The sequence below is a fragment of the Myxococcus sp. MISCRS1 genome (genome assembly GCF_026626605.1).
Taxonomy (GTDB): domain Bacteria; phylum Myxococcota; class Myxococcia; order Myxococcales; family Myxococcaceae; genus Myxococcus; species Myxococcus fulvus.
Window position 1 is genome coordinate 3,251,115 of sequence record NZ_JAPNKB010000001.1, and the last position, 19,827, is coordinate 3,270,941.

Annotated in this window: 10 protein-coding genes and 4 tRNA genes; 13 read left to right on the forward strand and 1 reads right to left on the reverse strand. The window is 69.8% G+C overall.

Going from position 1 to position 19,827, the window contains the following annotated elements; genetic code table 11:
* The first annotated feature begins 79 nt into the window (after positions 1–79).
* The 10 genes from OWM54_RS12500 (at position 80) to OWM54_RS12545 (ending at position 9,700) form a co-directional block, all read left to right on the forward strand.
* Positions 80–1,903, forward strand: coding sequence for a serine/threonine-protein kinase (locus tag OWM54_RS12500; protein WP_267697666.1), 1,824 nt, complete (start codon positions 80–82; stop codon positions 1,901–1,903).
* A gap of 43 nt (positions 1,904–1,946) precedes the next feature.
* Positions 1,947–2,858 (forward strand): DUF2381 family protein, encoded by a 912-nt coding sequence (locus tag OWM54_RS12505; protein ID WP_267697667.1) that lies wholly within the window; start codon positions 1,947–1,949, stop codon positions 2,856–2,858.
* A gap of 151 nt (positions 2,859–3,009) precedes the next feature.
* Positions 3,010–4,557 carry a restriction endonuclease fold toxin 5 domain-containing protein gene (locus OWM54_RS12510; RefSeq protein WP_267697668.1) on the forward strand — a complete coding sequence of 516 codons (1,548 nt, stop codon included), beginning with the start codon at positions 3,010–3,012 and terminating at the stop codon, positions 4,555–4,557.
* A 13-nt stretch (positions 4,558–4,570) separates the two neighbouring features.
* Complete coding sequence (locus OWM54_RS12515; protein WP_267697669.1) at positions 4,571–5,296, forward strand: immunity 52 family protein; 726 nt, start codon at positions 4,571–4,573, stop codon at positions 5,294–5,296.
* A gap of 240 nt (positions 5,297–5,536) precedes the next feature.
* A tRNA-Leu gene (locus tag OWM54_RS12520) sits at positions 5,537–5,610 on the forward strand.
* A gap of 50 nt (positions 5,611–5,660) precedes the next feature.
* Positions 5,661–5,734: transfer RNA gene (locus OWM54_RS12525), tRNA-Leu, on the forward strand.
* A gap of 20 nt (positions 5,735–5,754) precedes the next feature.
* Entirely contained in the window at positions 5,755–6,297 is a 543-nt protein-coding gene (locus tag OWM54_RS12530) for an HNH endonuclease (protein ID WP_074949914.1), read from the forward strand.
* A 165-nt stretch (positions 6,298–6,462) separates the two neighbouring features.
* Positions 6,463–6,548 (forward strand) — tRNA-Ser (locus OWM54_RS12535).
* A gap of 9 nt (positions 6,549–6,557) precedes the next feature.
* Positions 6,558–6,642 (forward strand) — tRNA-Ser (locus OWM54_RS12540).
* 238 nt (positions 6,643–6,880) lie between these two features.
* Entirely contained in the window at positions 6,881–9,700 is a 2,820-nt protein-coding gene (locus OWM54_RS12545) for an AAA family ATPase (protein WP_141332461.1), read from the forward strand.
* A gap of 48 nt (positions 9,701–9,748) precedes the next feature.
* Here OWM54_RS12545 and OWM54_RS12550 read toward each other — a convergent pair whose 3' ends face one another.
* Positions 9,749–13,390: a CARDB domain-containing protein gene (locus OWM54_RS12550; RefSeq protein WP_267697671.1), complete on the reverse strand. Its 3,642-nt coding sequence runs from the start codon at positions 13,388–13,390 to the stop codon at positions 9,749–9,751.
* Between the two features lie 361 nt (positions 13,391–13,751).
* Here OWM54_RS12550 and OWM54_RS12555 point away from each other — a divergent pair, with 361 nt between their 5' ends.
* The 3 genes from OWM54_RS12555 (at position 13,752) to OWM54_RS12565 (ending at position 19,736) form a co-directional block, all read left to right on the forward strand.
* Positions 13,752–14,963 (forward strand): polysaccharide deacetylase family protein, encoded by a 1,212-nt coding sequence (locus OWM54_RS12555; RefSeq protein ID WP_267697672.1) that lies wholly within the window; start codon positions 13,752–13,754, stop codon positions 14,961–14,963.
* A 1,587-nt stretch (positions 14,964–16,550) separates the two neighbouring features.
* Positions 16,551–19,265 (forward strand): protein kinase domain-containing protein, encoded by a 2,715-nt coding sequence (locus OWM54_RS12560; protein ID WP_267697674.1) that lies wholly within the window; start codon positions 16,551–16,553, stop codon positions 19,263–19,265.
* A gap of 108 nt (positions 19,266–19,373) precedes the next feature.
* Positions 19,374–19,736, forward strand: a complete 363-nt coding sequence (locus tag OWM54_RS12565) for a hypothetical protein (protein ID WP_267697676.1) — start codon at positions 19,374–19,376, stop codon at positions 19,734–19,736.
* Positions 19,737–19,827 lie beyond the last annotated feature (91 nt).

Below are 19,827 nucleotides of genomic sequence, written 5' to 3' on the forward strand. Positions count from 1 at the left end.
ATTTGGTACGTTGCGTGCCTAGTTGGGAGGGAACGCGAATGCGCGAAGGCCGGACTGCTGGGAGACGGGCGCTGTGAGAATGAGGGAGCCAGCCCTCGCGTTGCTTGCGCCCGGTGTCCAGGTGATGGGCTACACGGTTGAGCGTCGGCTCGGCAGCGGCGGCTTCGGTGCCGTGTATCTCGCGCGAGGCGGGGGACGGGCTTACGCGCTCAAGCTGCTGGACCTGGCCCGCGTGGGGCGGCGGGTGGAGCGCGAGGTCTCCATCCTGTTGAAGCTGAGCCACCCCAACGTGGTGGGCATCCACGGTTTCGGGATGTGGCCGATGGCGTCCCCGGAGTTCGGCGTCATCGTCATGGAGTACGTGGAGGGGCGGCAGCTCGACGTCTGGGCGTCCGAGGAGAATCCTTCCGCGCGGCAGGTGGCGAGTGTCGTGCTGGACGTGGCGCGGGCGCTGGAAGCCTCCCACGCGGCCGGGGTGCTCCACCGCGACGTGAAGGAGTTCAACGTCATGGTGCGCGCCGCGGATGGCGTGGCCAAGCTGGTGGACTTCGGTGTCGGAGACTATGAGGGTGCGCCAGGGCTCACGGGGGACATCCTCCCGCCTGGGACGCCCGAGTACCGTTCCCCAGAGGCGTGGGGCTTCTTCCGGCAGAACTTCCACGTGAAAGGGGCCATCTACTCGCCGGGCCCCTCGGACGACTTATGGGCGCTGGGGGTGATCCTCTATCGACTCCTGACGGCGCGCCCGCCCTTCTCTCTAGAGCACATCTCGTTGGCGGATGCCGTCATCTCGGATGATGCCGTTCCTCCCTCTCGGATGAATGAGCGGGTGCCCTCGGCGCTCAGTGACGTGTGCATGTCGCTGCTGGCGAAGACTCCGGCCGCACGGACACCGAGCGCGGGGGCTCTACGGGTAGCGCTGGAAGAGGCCCTTCGAGGGGCGGGCGCGACGTGGGACGTGCCGCTGTGCGATGGCTACGACGAGAGCACGGCGACCACGGAAGGGGGCCGGGACAGTCACGAGCTGTGGTTGAACGAGCTGGCGGAACGGCCTCGACGGGGGATGCGACCGAAGAAAGGTCTGCCGCCCAGGGGGGAGGAACCGGCTTTGTCGCGGGAGGAGCCGACGGTAGAGGCTCCGAGGCCCGCTGCGACCTCACGGAGCTGGGGCCTCGCTGCCATGGCGCTGGTCGCGGTGCTCGTCGTGGCGGGGCTGGTGTGGAGCTGGCGCACGCCACACGTCGAGGCCCCTGTGCCAACCCGTCAGGAAGTAGCGCGGCCTGGGAGTTCGTCCCAAGCTGTTCGCGCCGCAGCTCCCCCCTCTGGCGCGGGGTCCACACCTGCGGCCATCGCTGCTCCTGCGATGCTCCCCGAGGCCACAACTGTGAAGATGGAGAAGACCGAGATCCCGCCGCCGAAGCCCCCTAAGAAGGGCGCGGGCGTCATGAGCAGGGCGATTGTTGCGGTGGCAGCTTGCGCGGGGTTTGCGTGCCCAGGAACACAGGTGCGCCCGCAGCCTCCCCCCGAGTCGTGCCCCGATGGAGCCATTGAGGCGATGGAAAAGTGGGGCGTCGACGTCGGGGACCACCACGCCGTTTCCTTCCCGGTGATGAAGCCGCAGATCATCACGGTGTCCGATGGACCAGCGGAGCTGAGGCTACTGGCCGAGTGGAACCGGATGCCGGACGGCACGGTTTTCTCTGGGCGACTCATCGTGAGCGACCGTGTCTATGGACGCTTCACCCATGCTCGTACTCGCAACGGAAAGAGATTCCCCGTGTGCCTGGAACTGCAATCCGGATCATTGGAGAAGGGCTTGGAGCGAGAGTCGGGGGATGACAACCCCACATCGGCGCGTGTCTTCGCGGTTGGTGATGTGAAGGCTGTAAGTGAGTTTGAGTGACGTGGCGTCAACGCGCGTTGCCATATGAGGGAGTCGCGGACGGATGCATGCATCATCATTGGGCGTTCTCCTCGTGGTCTCCCTCGTGGCGGGAAGTTCAGCGGCCCAGGGGGGGGTGATGTCGGGCAATGGGGCTCGGCGCATTGAGATTGGGCCTGATGAATCCGGAGTGTCAGTTGCGGTGGCCGTCAGCCCCGGACTGTCCACCGTGCTTCTTTTCGACTCCGAGTTGGCGCAAGACTCGATCGACATGGATGCGCCAAAGAGTTTTTCCATCATCGATGTGGGGCGCATGACCCTGCGGGTGGTGCCCTCTGCGAAGGCGGCTCCAGGGGAGAAGTTCCGTGTGTCAGTGCGATTCCGTGATGGCGCGGCGCCCCCTGGTGCGTCGTTCCTGCTTACTGTCCATCCTGCGCGCGCGGATAACCTCGTTGAGGTGTACCGAAGCGCTAGGTCGATTGAGTCCTACCAGCAGGAAGCGCGGGAAGCGCGAGCCGAAGCGCTCCGGTTCAAGGAAGAAAACGCGCGCTTGATGTCGGAGCACAGCTCGCCGGGCGGCCTCGCAGGGTTGCTCGCGATTGGCGGCATCGATGTCAGCGGAGTGGCGGGAAAGTTTGTGACCATGACGATTTCCCCGGACCCGAAGAGCTCGCTCCAACCGATCAACGTGCTGAGTTACCGCTCGAAGGACCGTGTTGCGCTGGAGGTCTTCCTGAGTGACCTCCGAGGAGAAAAACCGTGGACTGCCAGTGGCGCCACACTTCGTGGACCTCCTGGCATCGAGTTGAAGGTGCTTCGGGTATGGCAAAAAGCACCCATCACCTCGGGAGGTGCAGATCGGGTGGTCATCGAAGCGGAGGCGACGGCAGAGGCAGCGCGCGGCGCCTTTTCCCTCAAGCTGTGGGAGGCTGATGGGCCGCGTACCGTGACGATTGGCAACGTGACGTTCCCCTGAGTGGCTGTCGGAAGTGTCGGCGTGACGGTGTAAGATTCCGCCCGCTCGTCGATTACCTAGGTGCTTGTCAGACGCCAATGCCAGCATTCCCGCTGCTTGCCTGCCCATGTGGGAGGCTTGGGGGTGAGGAATGCGTGCTGGCCTTTGGGTGGTGGGTGTCGCCCTGCTGTTCGTGGGCTGCGCTGGGGCTGAGTCGTCGACTCGCAGGGACACGTTCCATCAGCGCGCGGGACTTCCCGGGGAGCGGTGGAGCGCTTCGGGCGAGGATTCCGAACGCGAACAGGAAGCCGAAGAGGCCGACGCCCCATCGAGGCAACCGCTCTACCGCCGCCACATGTTCCGGGAGTCTGTGTCCCTTGGGGCAGGCCAAAGGCAGCAGGATGCATTCGATGTCCTGCTTCAGAGTGCGGGACTCGAAGAGCGCGACACGCGGCCAGTCGCGGGAAGTTCTCTCTCACCGACTCACGCGGCGCGACTCCTCAAAACGCTGTTGAAGAGGGACGTGACGCTGGGCCAGTTCCCGTCGCGGGTCGCGGTGGGCTTCGTGCTGCGGGAGGTGCTGGCGACGGGCGAGGTGTCGCGGGCGGAGCTGGTGCGCCGGGTGGCGCGCTTCCGGCATCTGGCGGTGCTCCGTCCTGACGGCTGCCTCGCGTGGGTGATCAGCGGGCGGACACAGCAACGGGTGGCGCCCGTCGAGTGGAAGGACGGGGCCTTTCGCGCGCACGCCTTCGAGCTGGGTCGCTTCTACGACGGGCGGACCGGCGTCTTCCGACTGCTCAACGACGAGCTGCGGGAGGAGAACGGCTTCGCACTGGCCGACGTCCACGACGATGCCGACGTCATCAGTCGCACCCTGGACGGGGCCGAAGAGGCGTTCGTCGGGCTCGCGCTCGCGGTGGGGAAGTTCTTCTCGACGTCACCAGCGGACAACCTCGCGGCGCTCCGTCAGATGCCGGCCGCCGTGGTGGCGTTGCTGGAGTCATCGCCCGAGTACCTGGAGCGCTTCCGGTACATGACGCGGGGCGAGCAGGTGCAGGCCGTCTCCAGGCTGGTGACGAACCTCGTGGCCACCTGGGGAACCGTGTCCGCCGCGACGCGCACGTTGGGGGGAACAGGCTTCGCCACGGCAGAAGTCCCAGCGCTCGTGTTGTCCGCTGACGGGACGGTCGCCATGCGACTCGTGTCCTCATCTACGGGACGCGCGGCGGGGGTGCTGAGCGGTGGGCCGGGGGCAGCCATCATCCTTCAGCGAGCGAGCACGGCAGCGAAGAGCGGGGCACCGTCGAAAGGGCCCGGCCAGTGGGCACCTGCCAACGAGAAGATGTCCCCTCGTGCGCGGCGCTACCAGGAACAGATCTCCAGGCACTCGGCGGACGAGGCATACTGGGTCGGAGGCACGACGACGAAGAACGGAGGCGTGAAGTTCGATGGCTTCGAGAAGGGCGTGCTGCTGGAGGCAAAGGGGCCGGGCTATGCCAAGTTCTTCGAGGGGCTGGACCCGAAGTCCTGGTTCAAGAACTCGGGAGCGAAGTCTCTTGTCGAGCAGGCCCAACGACAGCTTCGTGCCGTTCGCGCAACAAACACGCCTGTCCGATGGCACGTCGCAGAAGAGTCTGCGGCAGATGCGATTCGCAATCTGCTTGAGCGATATGAGGACGCCGCCGGCATTGAGGTGGTGTTCACGCCCCCAGTGATGTGAGGAGGCTGCAACCATGGATGAAACCTTCTATGCGGGGGCCTACTGGGGAGCCCGGCAGGAATCGTCGGAGATGTGCGCCGAGCGATTGGAGAAGTTCCTTACAGGGCTCCCTGAGGCGGCCCCAGGACTCACGCGGTGGTTCCAGCTTGGGAAGTCACGCAAAGATGCGCTGAAGCGACCGTTGACCCCGAATCGAAGTGACTTGGAGAAGCTCGTTCGTCGGGGCCGAGATCGGGTGTTCGAGGATCTCGGGTTCCGCATTCGAGGCTGGAATGGCGCAGATGAAGATCGGGACGTGGTTGACTTCGACATCCTCTGCGGGGGCTACACAGATGCCGTGGGTAATCTCTGTGTGTTCGGGCTTCCGAAGCGAGGGCCTGAAGCAGAGCGGATTGTGGCTGCGCCTGTGCTGGCGGCAACGCTGAGAGCCACCGCTATTGCGTGGGAACCGGACTGGGGGGTGGCCATCTCGGAGGAGCACCGAGACTCGCTGAAGGCACGGCGTCCCAAGGGAACTCCGTATGTTGGATGGGTCACGTACCTCGCGCGCCATCGGGGCACTGTGCCCCCGCTTCCGGCGCCGGTGCGTATCGAGCCCGTTGAGGACAAGGGCACTCTCATCGTCCTCACTCCTGAGCGCTTCACCGCCAGCAACCCGGACCACGTGGCGTTGGCTGAGCGAGTGCGAGAGCTGCTGGACCGCGCGGGGGTGTTGAAGCCGCTCCAGGTCCAACCGTAGGAACGACGAGGGACCGAGTCACTGTCGCTCGGTTCCTCTCAACCCAGGCCCGCCATGTTGCACGTATGTCGCATGAACCTGCGGAACGAACTGGGACAAGGTGGGACAACATGGGATGCGGCGGGAGATCGAACCCGTGAGATTTCGGGCGGTTGCGAGGTAAGGGTGCGATTCTGCTGGGTATTTCGCACCGTCCGTCACGGGTTCGATTCCCGGGGCGTGCACTGTCCTCGAAGTCTTGCCGGTGTAGCCCAACAGGTAGAGGTGCCAGGTCGAGAACCTGGAGGTTGCGGGTTCGACTCCCGCCGCCGGCACTGTTCGTCGTCGTCGTGTCGTCGCAGGTCAGCAGGAGCTCCCGAAGTCCGTCCGCGTAGCCCAAACGGGAGAGGCCGCCGGCTCAAACCCGGCCCAGTGCGAGTTCGAGTCTCGCCGCGGATACAAACGAAAGGCGTTGCGTCATGGAGACGCTGGTTCTCAGTCAATCCTTCGAGCCCGTCGCGCGGATTCCCTGGCAGCGCGCCGTCATGCTCATCTTCCAGGGCAAGGTCGAGGTGGTCGAGGAGTACGAGGACCGCTTCGTGCGCTCGGTGACGGTGGAGATTCGCATGCCGTCCGTCATCCGGTTCTTCCGCGGCCTGCGCAAGGGGCCCAAGGGCGTGAAGTTCAGCCGGGAGAACGTCTACGTGCGAGACCACTGCCGCTGCCAGTACTGCGGCCTGAAGGTGTCGCGCGCGGAGGCCACGTATGACCACGTGGTGCCTCGCGCCCAGGGCGGCCGCACCACCTGGGACAACGTCGTCATCGCCTGCGTGCCCTGCAACCAGAAGAAGGGCAACCGGACGCCGGAGCACGCGAAGATGGCGCTGCGCTGCGCCCCGGTGAAGCCCAAGAAGCTGCCGGACACCCTGCACCTGTCGTTCGTCTTCGACAAGGGCATGCCCATGTCGTGGGCCAAGTTCCTCAGGGACGTGGCGTACTGGCATGGCGAGCTGGAGTCCTGAGCTCCCTCCGAGTGGAGGAGGTCCGCCAGAGGCGGGCCTCCGTCCCCTTCGTCCCCGCCCACACGGGTGACGGGGGATGAGGAGGTCCGCCAGAGGTGGACCTCCCGCCCGGAGGAAGCTCCCCGCGCGCCGGCAGGCGGGAGCGCCGCTGCCGGCACATTTCCTGGAAGACCGACGCCAGAGGCTGGCGGCCCGTTTCGAAAACGGTGCGGGTGCATGACGCGCTCGGGGTTCGAGTCCCCTGTCTTCCGCTGTGTCTTGGAGCATGCAGGCCGGGTGGCCGGCCGCCCGGCTGGAAATCGGGAGGGCCCTTCGGGGCCCGTGGTTCGACTCCACCCTGCTCCGGTCTGTCTCTTTGGAAGTTGGACTGGCGATGGCGCCAGGCCCCGCTGCTACCGGGTGCGAGCCGGCCTTCCGGCTTGGGGTTCGAGTCCTCCGACTTCCGCTGCCACACCCGCCCACCCTGGGTCCGGGCCCGGCTCGCACAGGCGGGCCTGTTGCCGACCCAGGCCGGGATTGCGCGCTCACCTCGACGGTTCAGCGGTTACAGTGCGTGCTCCGGCGAGGGGGCGGTTGACGAGACATGGCGACGAGGAAGAGCGAGGACCAGGAGCGACTCATCGACCGGGACCTGACCGCGTTGGCCCGGGAGGGCCGGCTGCCGGCCGCCCATGGCGTGGACGCCGCGGTGACGGAGGTCCTCGGGTTGCTGACGCGCGGTGGCAAGCATCCCCTGCTGGCCGGAGACCCCGGCGTGGGCAAGAGCGCGCTCGTGCAGGAGGTGGCCCGGCGCATCGCCGAGGGCCGCGTGGACGCGGAGCTGGCGCAGGCCCGGCTGGTGGAGGTGTCCATCGCCAACATCCTCGCGCGCTCCACCCAACGACAGGCGGCGGAGAGCTTCGAGGAGCTGCTGGCTCGGCTCGCCCGGCAGGCCTGCCCCATCGTCTACATCCGTGATTTGCCCGTGGCGCTCGGCGGCCCCCTGGCCCCCGTCGCCGTGCGCGCGCTGCGCACCAGCGGCATGCGGTTCATCTTCGAGACCGAGCCCAAGCGCGTCCAGGAGCTCCTGCGCTCCGACGAGGCGCTCGCCGAGCGGCTCCACCTGCTGCCCCTGCACGAGCCTCCGCTGGAGAAGGCGCGCTGGGTGCTGGGACGGGTGGCGGAGGAGCTCGAGCGCGAGCTGCGGCTGCCCATCGACCCGGCGGCGTGCGACCTGGCGCTGCGGCTGTCGTCCAAGTTCCTGCTCGCGCAGCGCATGCCGCGCAAGGCCATCGAACTGCTCAAGGAGACGGCGGCGGAAGCGGCGGGCGCGGCCAAGGACCACGTGGGTCCCGAGGACGTGCTCACCCGCTTCTGCGCCGCCACGCGCCTGCCGCGCTTCGTGGTGGACGACGCGATGCCGTTGGACCTGGAGGAGACCGAGCGCTTCTTCGGCGAGCGGCTCCTGGGCCAGACGGACGCGGTGGCGGCGGTGCTGCGCTCGGTGGCGCTGCTCAAGGCGGGGCTGAACGACCCGCGCCGGCCGCTGGGCGTGTTCCTGTTCGCGGGCCCCACGGGCGTGGGCAAGACGCAGCTGGCGAAGCTGCTGGCCGAGTACCTCTTCGGCTCGGCGGACAGACTGGTGCGCCTGAACATGGCGGACTACCCGAACGACGGCGACGAGAGCGTGCCCTTCGGCGCGTCCTGGGCGCCGGCGCTGGAGACCCGGCGCGGCGAGCTGACGGCGCTGCTCGACGGCAAGGTGTTCTCCGTGCTGCTGCTGGACGAGTTCGAGAAGGCCGCGCGCAGCGTGCACGACCGCTACCTCCAGCTCTTCGACGAGGGCACGTTCGTCAACGGCGCGGGCGAGGTGGTGTCGTGCAACAACACGCTCATCGTCGCCACGTCCAACGTGGGCGCGGAGGTGTACCGCGAGCCCGCCATGGGCTTCGCGGGCACGCGGCGCGCAGAGGAGATGGTGACGGAGGTGGACCGGCGCATCGGCGAGTCCTTCCGTCCGGAGTTCCTCAACCGCTTCGACGCCATCTGTCACTTCCAGCCGCTGTCCAAGGTGGACATCCGCAAGATTGCCCAGCGCGAGGTGGGCCGCGTGCTGGAGCGCGAGGGCATCCGCGCGCGCTCGCTGGACGTGGAGGTGACGCCCGAGGTGGTCGACATCCTCGTCGAGCGCGGGTACTCGCCGCAGTTCGGCGCGCGCTACCTGCAGCGTGAAATCGAGAAGACGCTCACCGCGGCGCTCGCGGTGGAGATTGCGCGCAAGCCGCTGCCTCCGGGCACGCCCGTGCGCGTGGAGGCACGCGCGGGGGACCGGGTGGTGGCCGTGGCCGAGCCCGCCGCCCCGCCGCCGTCGCCCACCGCGCAGTTGCTGCTGCCCTCCGCGCGCGCGGCCCCGGTGAAGCGGCGGCTGGACCGCAAGTCGCTGCTGGTGGAGATGGACCGGCTGGTGGGCAAGGCGCGCGCGCTGGCGGCGTCCTCGGGGCGACCGGAGCTGGAGGAGCGCAGGACGGCCCTGCTCACGGAGACGCAGGCCCCCAACCTCTGGGACGACCCCACGCACGCGGCGGACGTCATCCGCGCCTTCCGGCTGGTGGAGGCCCACCTCAACGAGATGGAGCGGCTGGAGGCGGCGTGCTTGTTCGCCCGCCGGCTGGTGCGCGAGGCGAAGAACGAGGTGCAGCTGGGCTCCGCGGCGCGGCAGGTGGAGGAGGTCGCGCGCGAGGTGCAGATGGCCGAGGCGCTCCATGCCTCGGGCGCCTCGCAGCAGGACACCGAGGCGCTGGTGGACATCTGCGCGAGCGACTCGGCGGAGACGCAGGCGGTGTGGGTGCAGGAGCTGGCCACCATGTACCTGGGGTGGGCGCAGCGCCGGGGCTACGAGGCGGTGGCGGTGGCCGAGGCGGACGAGCCCTCGCGTGTCGTGGTGCGCATCGCCGGGCCGGGTGCATACGGGTTCCTGGCGGGAGAGGCGGGCATGCACCGACGCCTGGAGGACGAGAAGCGCCAGCGCGCGTATGTCCGCGTGCACCGGGGCGGCGCGCTCTCCGAGGAGGAGTTGGAGCTCTTGGAGGTGCTGGGCCGTCCGGTGAAGAGCCACGAGGGCGCCTACCTCCAGCGCGTGCGCACCGAGGTGACGGTGAAGGACGAGTCCACCGGGCGCGTGCTCACGCTCACCGGCGCGGGGGAGCTGGAGGAGCTCAAGGACATCGCCGCGCGCGTGGTGGCGGGACAGGGCGGCAGCACGGACGAGGCGCGCCGCTACTACCTGGGACGCAGCGCCCGGGTGGAGGACCCGCGCACCGGCGCCGGCACGCCCCGCGTGAAGGACGTGCTGCGAGGCGAGCTGGACGTGTTCATCGCCGCGTGGATTTCACGCGCCCCCACCGAGCCTCCGCTGGGGAGCTGAAGGCAGCGAGGGGACGGGCTCGACGGCCCCGTCCCCTCCGCCCTCACGCTAGTTCGTCACCGTCAGCGGGGTGGTGCGCGTGTTGTTGTCCTCGCGCAGCTCCTGCTGCGCCAGGAACGAGTCCACGTAGGCACCGAGGAACCGGGCACCGGGCGCGCCCTGCGCATCCGGGGGCAGGCTCACCTGCAGGTTGGTCACCGACTGCGTGATGCAGGCTCCCGGGGCCAGGCTGGGGATGTTCGCGCCTCCCATGGGCACCTGGTCCAGCGGCGGCACGCCCCCCGGGAGCACGGGCGCCTCCGGGGCGAGGCTCGTGTCCAACGAGACCACGAACGTCACCGTGCTCGAGGCGCTCGCCGTCGTCCCCTGGTTGCACACCCGAACCGTCGCGGAGATGCGACTGCCGGAGATGGCCGACACCGGCCCCGTCAGCGAGGACACGACGAGGTCCGGCCTCGCGCCGATACCGATGAGCCCGTGGACGAAGGTGTTGTTGTCCTCGCGCAGCTCCTGCACCTGCGACGCGGCGTCGACGATGGCGCCCAGGTGGAAGACCCAGCCCTGCAGGCCCGGCGGCGCGGTCACCGACACGGTGGTGCCGCGCTGCAGGCACTGACTCACGGCCAGGGCGGGCACGTCCACGGTGCCGAGCGGCTGCTGCTCCTCCGAGGGCAGCGGCGACGCGGAGAGCTGGTCATCGACCGACAGCAGGAGGCGGACACTCGACACGGGGCTGGGCATCGTCCCGTGGTTGCAGACCATCACGGAGACAGACAGGGACTGGCCATTCTGCGCGCTGGCCGGCGCGGTCATCGCGGTCACGACCAGGTCGGAGCGGCTGCCCACGCCGATGAGGCCGTGGAGGAAGACGTTGTTGTCCTCGCGCAGCTCCTGCACGGAGTTCGTCTCGTCGACGATGGCACCCAGGAAGTAGGCACCATCGCCCTGCGCGTCCGGCGGCAGCCAGGCGTTCGGTGTGAGCGAGCGGGAGAGGCACTGGCCGATGGCGAGCGCGGGGACATCCACGCTCCCGAGCATCACCTGGTCCATGGCGGGAGGCGCGGACGGCGCGGTGGCCGTCAGCACGGCGTCCGTCGACAGGTAGACGCGCGCGGTGGACGGCGGGCTCGACAGGGTGCCGCGATTGCAGACATTCACGGACAAGGCGAGCGGCAGGCTCACCCCCACGCTCCGGGGCGCGGTCATCGCGGTGATGACCAGGTCCGGGCGCTGGCCGACGCCCACGCGCTTCACGAAGCTGTTGTTGTCCTCGCGCAGCTCCTGCACGGACGACGGCTCATCCACGATGGCGCCCAGGAAGAACGCGCCACCCCCTTGCGAGTCCGGCGGAATGGAGGCCCACACCGGGTTGGAGCGCGTGGTGCACTGGCCCGCGCCGAGGGACGGCACGGAGACGGAGCCCACCGGGACCTGGTCCATGGGCGCGGGGCCGGGGCTCGACGACATGGGCGAGAGCACCGCGTCCGAGGACACGAAGAGCTGCGCCTGCGTCGAGTTGCTGGGGCGGGTGCCCTGGTTGCACACCGTCACCGTCACCGTGGTGGGCCCCGAGGTTGGCAGGCTCTCCGGCGAGCCCAGCGCCGTGACGACCAGGTCCGGCATGAGGCCCACGCCCACTTGCCCCTGGATGAAGGCGTTGTTGTCCTCGCGCAGCTCCGGCACGGAGGCCGGGTCGTCCACGATGGCGCCCAGGTAGTACGCCCCATCGCCCGTTCCAGCCGGCGGGATGACGGCGCCCGGCATCGCCCCTTCGCGCACCAGGCACGCGCCCGGGCTCAGCGAGGGCACGGAGATTTCACCCTGCGGCGTCTGGTCCAGCGGCATCGACGGGCCGGGCCACGGCGTCATCGGCGTCAGGGCCGTGTCCGTCGACAGGTAGACCTGCGCGCGAGCGGGGTTGCTCGGCTGGGTGCCCTGGTTGCACACCGTCACCGTCGCCTGGAAGGGCTGCCCCGAGGCGAGGCTCGGCGGCGCGGTCATCGCGGTGATGACCAGGTCCGGCCCGTTGCCCACGCCGACCAGCCCCTTCACGAAGGTGTTGTTGTCCTCGCGAAGCTCCAGCACCTGGTTCACGTCATCCACGACGGCGCCCACGTAGAAGGGGCCCGCGCCCGTCGCACCCGGCGGCACCATGGGCCAGCCCGTCAGCGAGCGCGTCGCGCACTGTCCCGGCACCAGCGAGGACACCTGGACGTCGCCCACCGGCGACTGGTTCGGCGGCATGGGCGCGGGGCCCGACGGCATGGGCGACAGCGTCGGAGTCGTGGAGAGGTAGAGCTGCGCGCGCACCGGGTTGCTGGACTGCGTGCCCTGGTTGCACACCGTCACCGTCGCCTGGAAGGACTGGCTGAAGGACATCGAGGGCGGAGCCTGCACGTCCGTGACGACGAGGTCCGGGCGATACCCCAGCCCCACCAGGCCCTTCACGAAGGTGTTGTTGTCCTCGCGCAGCTCCAGCACCTCGCCCGCGTCATCCACGATGGCACCCAGATAGAGCGCGGTGGCCTCCGTGGGCATGGGCGGGAACGAGGGCCAGACACTCTCCTCGCGCGTCAGGCATTGGCCAGGCGCGAGCGACGGGAACGAGCCCATGCCCACCTGCACCTGGTCCGACGGCGGAGGCCCCGGAGGCGTCATCGGCGTCAGCACGTCATCGAGCGACAGGTACAGCCCGAGCCGCGCCCAGCCACTGGACTGCGTGCCCTGGTTGCACACCGTCACGCGGACGGGAGTGGACTGCCCGGGCGTGAAGCTCGCGGGAGACGACAGCTCCCGGACCACCAGGTCCGCGCGACTGCCCACCCCGATGACGGTGGTCGCGTGGGTGTTGTTGTCCTCGCGCAGCTCCGGCACGGAGGCCGGGTCGTCCACGATGGCGCCCAGCACATACCGCCCCTGGCCATTTCCCGACGGCGGCAGCCACGCGCCGACTTGCGAGAAGCGAGCGATGCACTGCCCCGGCTCCAACCAGGGGAGCTGCAGCGAGCCCACCACGACCTGGTCCTGCGGAGGCGCGCCGGGCCCCGACGGCGTCAACACATCATCCACGGAGAGCAGGAAGCTCACCCGCGTGCTGGAGGAGGCCGTCGTGCCCTGGTTGCACACGCGGGCCTGGACCTCGAACATCTGCTGCGTCATCACGCTGGCGGGAGCGCGCAGCTCCGTGATGACCAGGTCCGGGAGATTGCCCACGCCGATGCGCTGGACCGCGCTGTTGTTGTCCTCCCGCAGCTCCTGGACGGAGGACGGGTCATCCACGATGGCCCCCACGTAGTAGGCGCCGTCCTGCTGGGCCAACGCAGGCAGCGAGGCGGTCAGCGAGACCTCACGCGATACACAGGCTCCTGGAGTGAGCGTCTGCGACAGGGAGGAGTCTCCCACGAGCAGCTGGTCCAGCGGCGGAGCCTGGGGGCCGCTGGGTGTCAGCACGTCATCCACGGACATGAAGAACCGGGTCTGCACGCCGCTGACCGGCGCGCTGCCCTGGTTGCACACCGTCACCGTGGCGTTGAAGCCCTGACCCCGACTCACACTCGCGGGGACCCGCAGCTCGCGGATGACGAGGTCCGGCCCCGTCTGGAGCGGACTGGATGCCGCCTCGACTCCGGGCTCCCGCGAGGCCCCTTCGCCTCCCGAACAGCCCGTGCCCACACCGATGAACAAACCCATGACCAGCCAACTCGTGGCAGTCACGCTCCACTCCGGCCTCTTCATGAAGTCTCCCGTTGAAGTCACATGTGGAGCACGGCGACGAGCCTCGACGCCGGCTCCAGGCACGCGCACTAAGGGTGTGGCCGCCCGAATGAAAGCCCTGATGAAACATGACCGTTTCATGAAGTCGGAAAGGACTCCCTCGACGACAAAACCTCACTTCTCGATACGTGTGACGGCGAGCGAGTCCCCAGCCCCCCCCTGAGCGCGACGCGCATCCACGGGTGAACGTGTCGAGGGCCTCGGGTTGCCCTGTGTGGAAGTCCTCTGCTATCGCGCGCCTCGCGCCGCATGCGGCGAACTGCCCGGGGGGCTGTCCATGGCGAAGGGTTCCGAGACGATGCGAGGGTTTGCCGCGCTGCTGGTGCTGTTGACGACGTCCGCGTTCGCGGCCGAGCCCTTCTCGCAGGGCATGGTCACCATCACCCTGGATGACGGCTGGGCCACCCAGTACACCAAGGCGCGGCCCGCGCTGAATGCGCGAGGGATTCCCGCGACGTATGGAATCATCACCCAGGCGCTCGCCCAGGGCTGGGGTGGCTACATGAGCACCTCCCAAGTCCAGACGCTCATCGCCGAGGGCAATGGCATCGCCAGCCATACCCTCACGCACCCGGACCTCACCACGCTGTCGCCCACCGAGCTCGTCGCCGAGCTGCGGGACTCGCGCGACTGGCTGGTGGGGTCGCTGGGCCTGAGCGCGGTGCCGGATTTCATCATCCCGTATGGGGCCTACGACGCCACCGTGCTCGCCTCCATCCGGCAGCACTACGCCAGCAGCCGCACGGTGAACGCGGGCCGGAACTTCCGCGACACCATCGTGTACGAGCTGCGTGGCAACGACGTGGCGCGTGGCGTCTCCGTCGCCACGGTGCGCGGCTGGATTGACCAGGCCCTCGCGGAGAAGAGCTGGCTCATCCTCGTCTTCCACGAGTTCGTGGACGGAACGCCGACCCGCGACACGCAATACAAGACGTCCAACTTCGCCAGCATCCTGGACCACCTCCGCACCCGGGGCGCGCTCACGGTGACGCTGTCGCAGGGGCTCGCGCTGATGAACGGCCGCACGGAGCCGGAGCCGACCGCGGGGATGAGCATCTATGGCGATGCCCTGGAGGGAGGCTTCGCGGATTGGAGCTGGGCGGAGCACTCGCTGGACGAGACGACCACGGTCCACTCGGGCTCGGCGTCCATCCGCTTCGAGCCCGACGCGTGGGCGGGGTTGATGCTCCACCACTCGGGCGTGGACCTGTCGGGGTACCAGTCCCTGGAGTTGTGGGTGCATGGTGGCACCACGGGCGGTCAGGGGGTGCGCGTCGTGCTGCATGACGGCACCAACGTGCTCGGGAGTCAGCGGCTGGACGAGGCGCTGGGCGGGCCGCTGGTCGCGGGCGAGTGGCGCAAGGTCACGCTCTCGCTCGATGCGCTGGGGGCCTCGTCGGGCGTGATGCAGGACCTCTACATCCAGGACGACTCGGGAGCAGACCAGGCGGCGGTGTACCTGGACTCAATCGCTCTCATTCCCCGATGAGGCTCCCGGGCGGCGCGGGGTCGGCTCGCCGCGCCGCGGCATCCGGGGGTGGGGCCGAAAGGACAGACAGGGCTCCCATCGGCTGAGAATGGGCTGTGTCCGACCCTTGTGTGGCCCATTGGGAGTCGCGAATCCGGGCCCCCTTCTCATGTACCCGCCGTGTGGGGTTACATCCGAGGGGTGTCCTGCTTCGACGAGAAGACCGCGCAAGCGCTGGTCAGCGGTGTGCTCTCCGTCGCGGAGGCCCAGCGCCTGCGGCGCCATGCGGAGGGATGCCGTGCGTGCGCGGCGCTCCTGGCGAGGCTGACACCGCCCGGCAGCGCGGCACATCGCGTCACGCCGCAGCAGGAGGACGCCACGGAGCTGGCCCTACCGCGCGCCGCGTTGATGGCGATGGTGGGGGATTTCGACCCGCCCACGGAGCCACTGCGTGCCGCTCGGAAGAGGGGCATGGACCCGGAGGTGGGCAGTTCGAGCGCTCATCCCGAGGAGGCCGCGCCGGACGCGGGGACACTGATTGCGCCAGTGCCCCGGCGCCTGGAGGGTCCGAAGACGTTGCTGGAGCTCCCAGCGGTCGCGGAGGCGGGGACCCAGATTGCGCCGGCGCCGAAGGTGTCCATGAGTTCGGGGCAACCGTCGCGGCCTCCCGTCGGCGCGAGCAGTCCCGTCACCTCGCCTCCAGCGTCATCCGCGAATGAGGGACGTTCGGCCGCGGCTCCACCGGCTCCGCTCGGGACGAGCGTGGCGGCCACATCGGCTCCAGCGTCATCCGTGGCGGCTGGACGCTCGCCTACGCCACCAGCGGGGCCTCTCAGGACGAACGCGGCGGCGACATCGGCTCCAGCGTCTTCCGAGAATGAGGGACGTGCACTTGCGCCACCAGCGGAGCCTCTCAGGACGAACGCGGCGGCGACATCGAACCCAGCATCATCCGCGAATGCTGGACGTGCACCGACGCCACCAGCGGGGCCTCTCAGGACGAACGCGGCGGCGACATCGGACCCAGCATCATCCGCGAATGCTGGACGTGCACCTACGCCACCAGCGAGCCCCCTCGGGACGAACGCGGCGACCCCTTCTTCCCCGGCCTCGTCCGCGAGCACGGGGCAGTCCCCCGTGAATCCATCGCGCCCCCTGGTCGGTGAAGACGCTTCCGCGTCTCCTCCGCCGTCGCGCCCCCTGGCCGGCGCGAGCAGCTCCGTGCCGCCACCGTCATCGCGGGCACCGGTGGGCACGAGCACCTCCAGTCCGCCGCCTCCCTCTCGGCCACTGGTCGGAGCAAGCACCTCCGTACCCTCGCCTGCCTCTCGGCCGATGGCCGGTGCGAGCGCCTCCGGTCCTCCGCCTCCCTCCGCCTCCGAGCCGGTCGCGGCATCCCAAGGCCCGTCCAGCGCCGGCGCTCCATCACCGACCTACGGCGAGGGCACGCAGGTCGCTCCTCCGCCCCGCCCTCCCGTCGTCGAGGGCACGCAGGTCGCTCCGCCACCCCGCCCTCCCGTCGTCGAGGGCACACAGGTCGCTCCTCCGCCCCGCCCTCCCTTCGGCGCTGGCACGCAGGTCGCTCCGCCACCTGGCAACAGCCAGCGTGTGCCTCGCCCATCGTCGGAGCCGCCATCCATCGAGGCTCCCTCGCGGACGCTCGTCGGCCGCTATCACATCCTCGACAAGCTGGGCTCGGGCGGCATGGGCGTCGTCTACAACGCCTACGACCCGGAGCTGCACCGCCGCGTCGCCATCAAGCTGCTCCACCCGAGCGCCAACACCGTGGTCCGCGCCGACGGCGCGACGCGCCTGCTGCGAGAGGCCCAGGCCATGGCCCGCCTCTCCCACCCCAACGTCGTCTCCGTCTACGACGCGGGCACCTTCGCCGGCCGCGTCTTCATCGCCATGGAGCTGGTCGACGGCGTGTCCCTGCGCCACTGGCTGCGCGCCACGGACCACTCCTGGCGCGACGTCCTCGACCTCTTCCGCCAGGCCGGCAAGGGGCTCGCCGCCGCGCACGCCGCCGGGCTCGTCCACCGTGACTTCAAGCCCGCCAACGTGCTCGTCAGCCGCGACGGCCGCGCGCAGGTGACGGACTTCGGACTGGCTCGCAACAGCGCGGACCAGGAGGCCGCCGAGGATGGTCGTCCCACCGCGCCCTCCCAGCTCGCCCTGCGGCGCGAAGACCTCCTGGAGTCCCCGCTCACCGAGGCGGGCCTCGTCATGGGCACGCCCGCGTACATGCCGCCCGAGCAACACGAGGACGGACGCACCGACGCGCGCGGAGACCAGTTCAGCTTCTGCGCCTCGCTCTACGAGGCCCTCTACGGACAGCTCCCCTTCGAGGGCAAGGCCGCCAGCGTCTACCTGCGCGAGTCGCTCGCCGGCAACGTGCGCCCACCTCCGCGAGGCAGCCGCGTCCCCGCGTGGTTGCTGCGCGCCATCAGCCGGGGACTCGCGCCCACCCCCGACGCCCGCTACCCCTCCATGGAGGCCCTGCTCGCGGAGCTGAGCAAGGACCCGTCCGTCATCTGGCGACGCCGGGGAATCATGGCCGCCGGCGTGCTCGTGCTCTACGGCGCCATCGGCGTCGCGTGGTGGATGGGCAATCGCCGTCACGCGCCTTGTCTGGAGGCAGGGGCGCGGCTGACGGGCATCTGGGACGCCTCGCGCCGGGACGCCGTGAGCAAGGCGTTCTCCGCCACCCACAAGCCCCAGGCCCCCGAGCTGCTGTCGCGCGTGACGCAGAGCCTGGACACCTTCGCCCAGGACTGGACGCGCATGCACCTGGAGGCCTGCGAGGCCACCCGTGTGCATGGCCACCAATCCGACGCGGTGCTGTCGCTGCGCATGGCGTGCCTGGAGCGGCGCCGCTCGACGCTCGACGCCGTGGTGGGCGTGCTCGCGCAGACGGACGAAGCCTCCTTCGCCACCGCGCTGGACGCCGCCCAGCGGCTGCCCTCCGTCGACGACTGCGCGAACGTGGACGCCCTGCGCCTGGGCCTCCCCGAGTCGAGCGAGCAACGCCAGCGCGTGGAGCGCCTCCGCGCCGGACTGGACCGCACCACCGCCCTGGTGGACGCGGGCCGCTACGAGCAGGCCCACACGGAGCTCCAGGCGCTGCTCGTCCAGGCCCGCGCGCTCGGCTACCGCCCCGTGCTCGCGGAGGCGCTGGAGCTGGAGGGACGCCTGGGCCTGGTGCTCGGAGACGAAGCGCGCGCGCAGAAGGCGCTGCGAGAGGCCCTGCTGCTTGCCCAGGCCACGCGCCATGACGAGGTCGCCGCGCGCGCCGCCGCCCGCTGGGTCACCACCCTCTCGCGCTCCCCCGAGCTCGAGGAGTGGGGCGTCGCGCAGGCCCGCGCCAGCATCGAGCGCGCGGGGGGCGCCCCGGAGCTGGAGGCCCTGCTCCACACGAGCCTCGCGCGCAACGCGTTCTTCCGCGGCCAGTACGCCGAGGCCGCGGAGGCCTTCGGACGCTCGGCGGCCCTGCGCGAACAGGCGCACGGCCCCGAGCACCTGCTCACGCTCGAGTCCCTGCGCAATCAAGCCTCCGCTCTCTCCCGCACCGACGAGACGGAGCGCACCTCGAAGCTGCTCCACCGCGTGCTCGACCTCACGAAGGTGGTGATGGGGCCCGACCATCCCCAGACGGCCCTGGCCGCCAACGCCGTCGGCTATCACCTGACGCTCCGCCGCCGCTTCGACGAGGCCCTGCCCTACCTGCGCCAGGCCATCACCCTGGAGGAGCGCGCGATGGGCCCCGACAGCGCGACGCTCAGCTATCCCCTCAACAACCTTGCTACCGCATTGGAATCCCTCGGGCGCTTCTCGGAGGCGCGTCCACTGCGGGAGCGCGCCCTCGCGCTGGACCTGAAGACCCACGGCGCCACGCATCCGGAGACCGCGGCCGACTGGGCGCTTCTGGCCCAGCTCGCGTTGAGCGAGGGACGCACGCGCGACGCGGTGGAGCTGGCCCGCAGCAGCGTGAACGCCTACGAGGCCTTCCAGAAGGGCCACCCCGACCAGGCCGCGCCGCTGACCACGCTCGGCCTCGCGCAGCTCGCGCTGGGACGCACCCGCGAGGCCCGGGCCACGCTGGAGCGCGCCCTCACCCTGCGGGCCACCACGCCGGGCCTCGGAGAGGACCTGGCCGCCACCCGCTTCGCCCTCGCCCGCGCCCTCGGCGCCGCCGAGTCCTCCCGCGCGCGCTCTCTCGCGCAGCAGGCCCTGGGCTTCTACGAGGCCACACCGGACCTGTGGACCGCCGAGGCCCGCCGCGTCCGGGACTGGATGAGCACCGGCCCCGTGTCACGTCCCTGAAAAGCCAACCCTCGAAAACCATCCCAAGCACCTTCGCGCCGGCCTCGCCCGATACTCCCCATGCAAGCCTTTTCACTGAAGGCACCGCACGCGATGGGGGATTGCGTCATGAGCATCGACAAGCCATCGAAGTCCGCCGCCAGGATGGGTCCACGCCCGGCCACCTCGAAGCCCACTCCCCCGGCGCCCCGGCCCGCGTCACCGAAGACGGGAGCCCCCTCCACCCCTCGCCGGGACAGGTTCGACGGGCACAGGCTGGAGGGCGCGGGGCTCCCCATCCGACTCTCCGGGCAGCCCCCTCGGCCGTTCCTGAGGCTGCCGCTCAGGCCCTGGACCCCTCACACGAAGCTGGAGCCCTGGAGCGGCGTCGCCCAGAAGCCCTGGCTGCGCTACCCGGACCTCTTCGGCACCAGCGCCACCGCCCGGCCCGCGTCGCCCTGCGGCTGCGGCCTGCCCATCCGTCTCTCCTAGGCCGCCCGCCGTCCAGGTTCATCGCCGGGGTCCGCGGCCCCTTCATGGATGTCACGGCGAAACTTTCCACCGCGCGAGGCGGGGTGAGTCC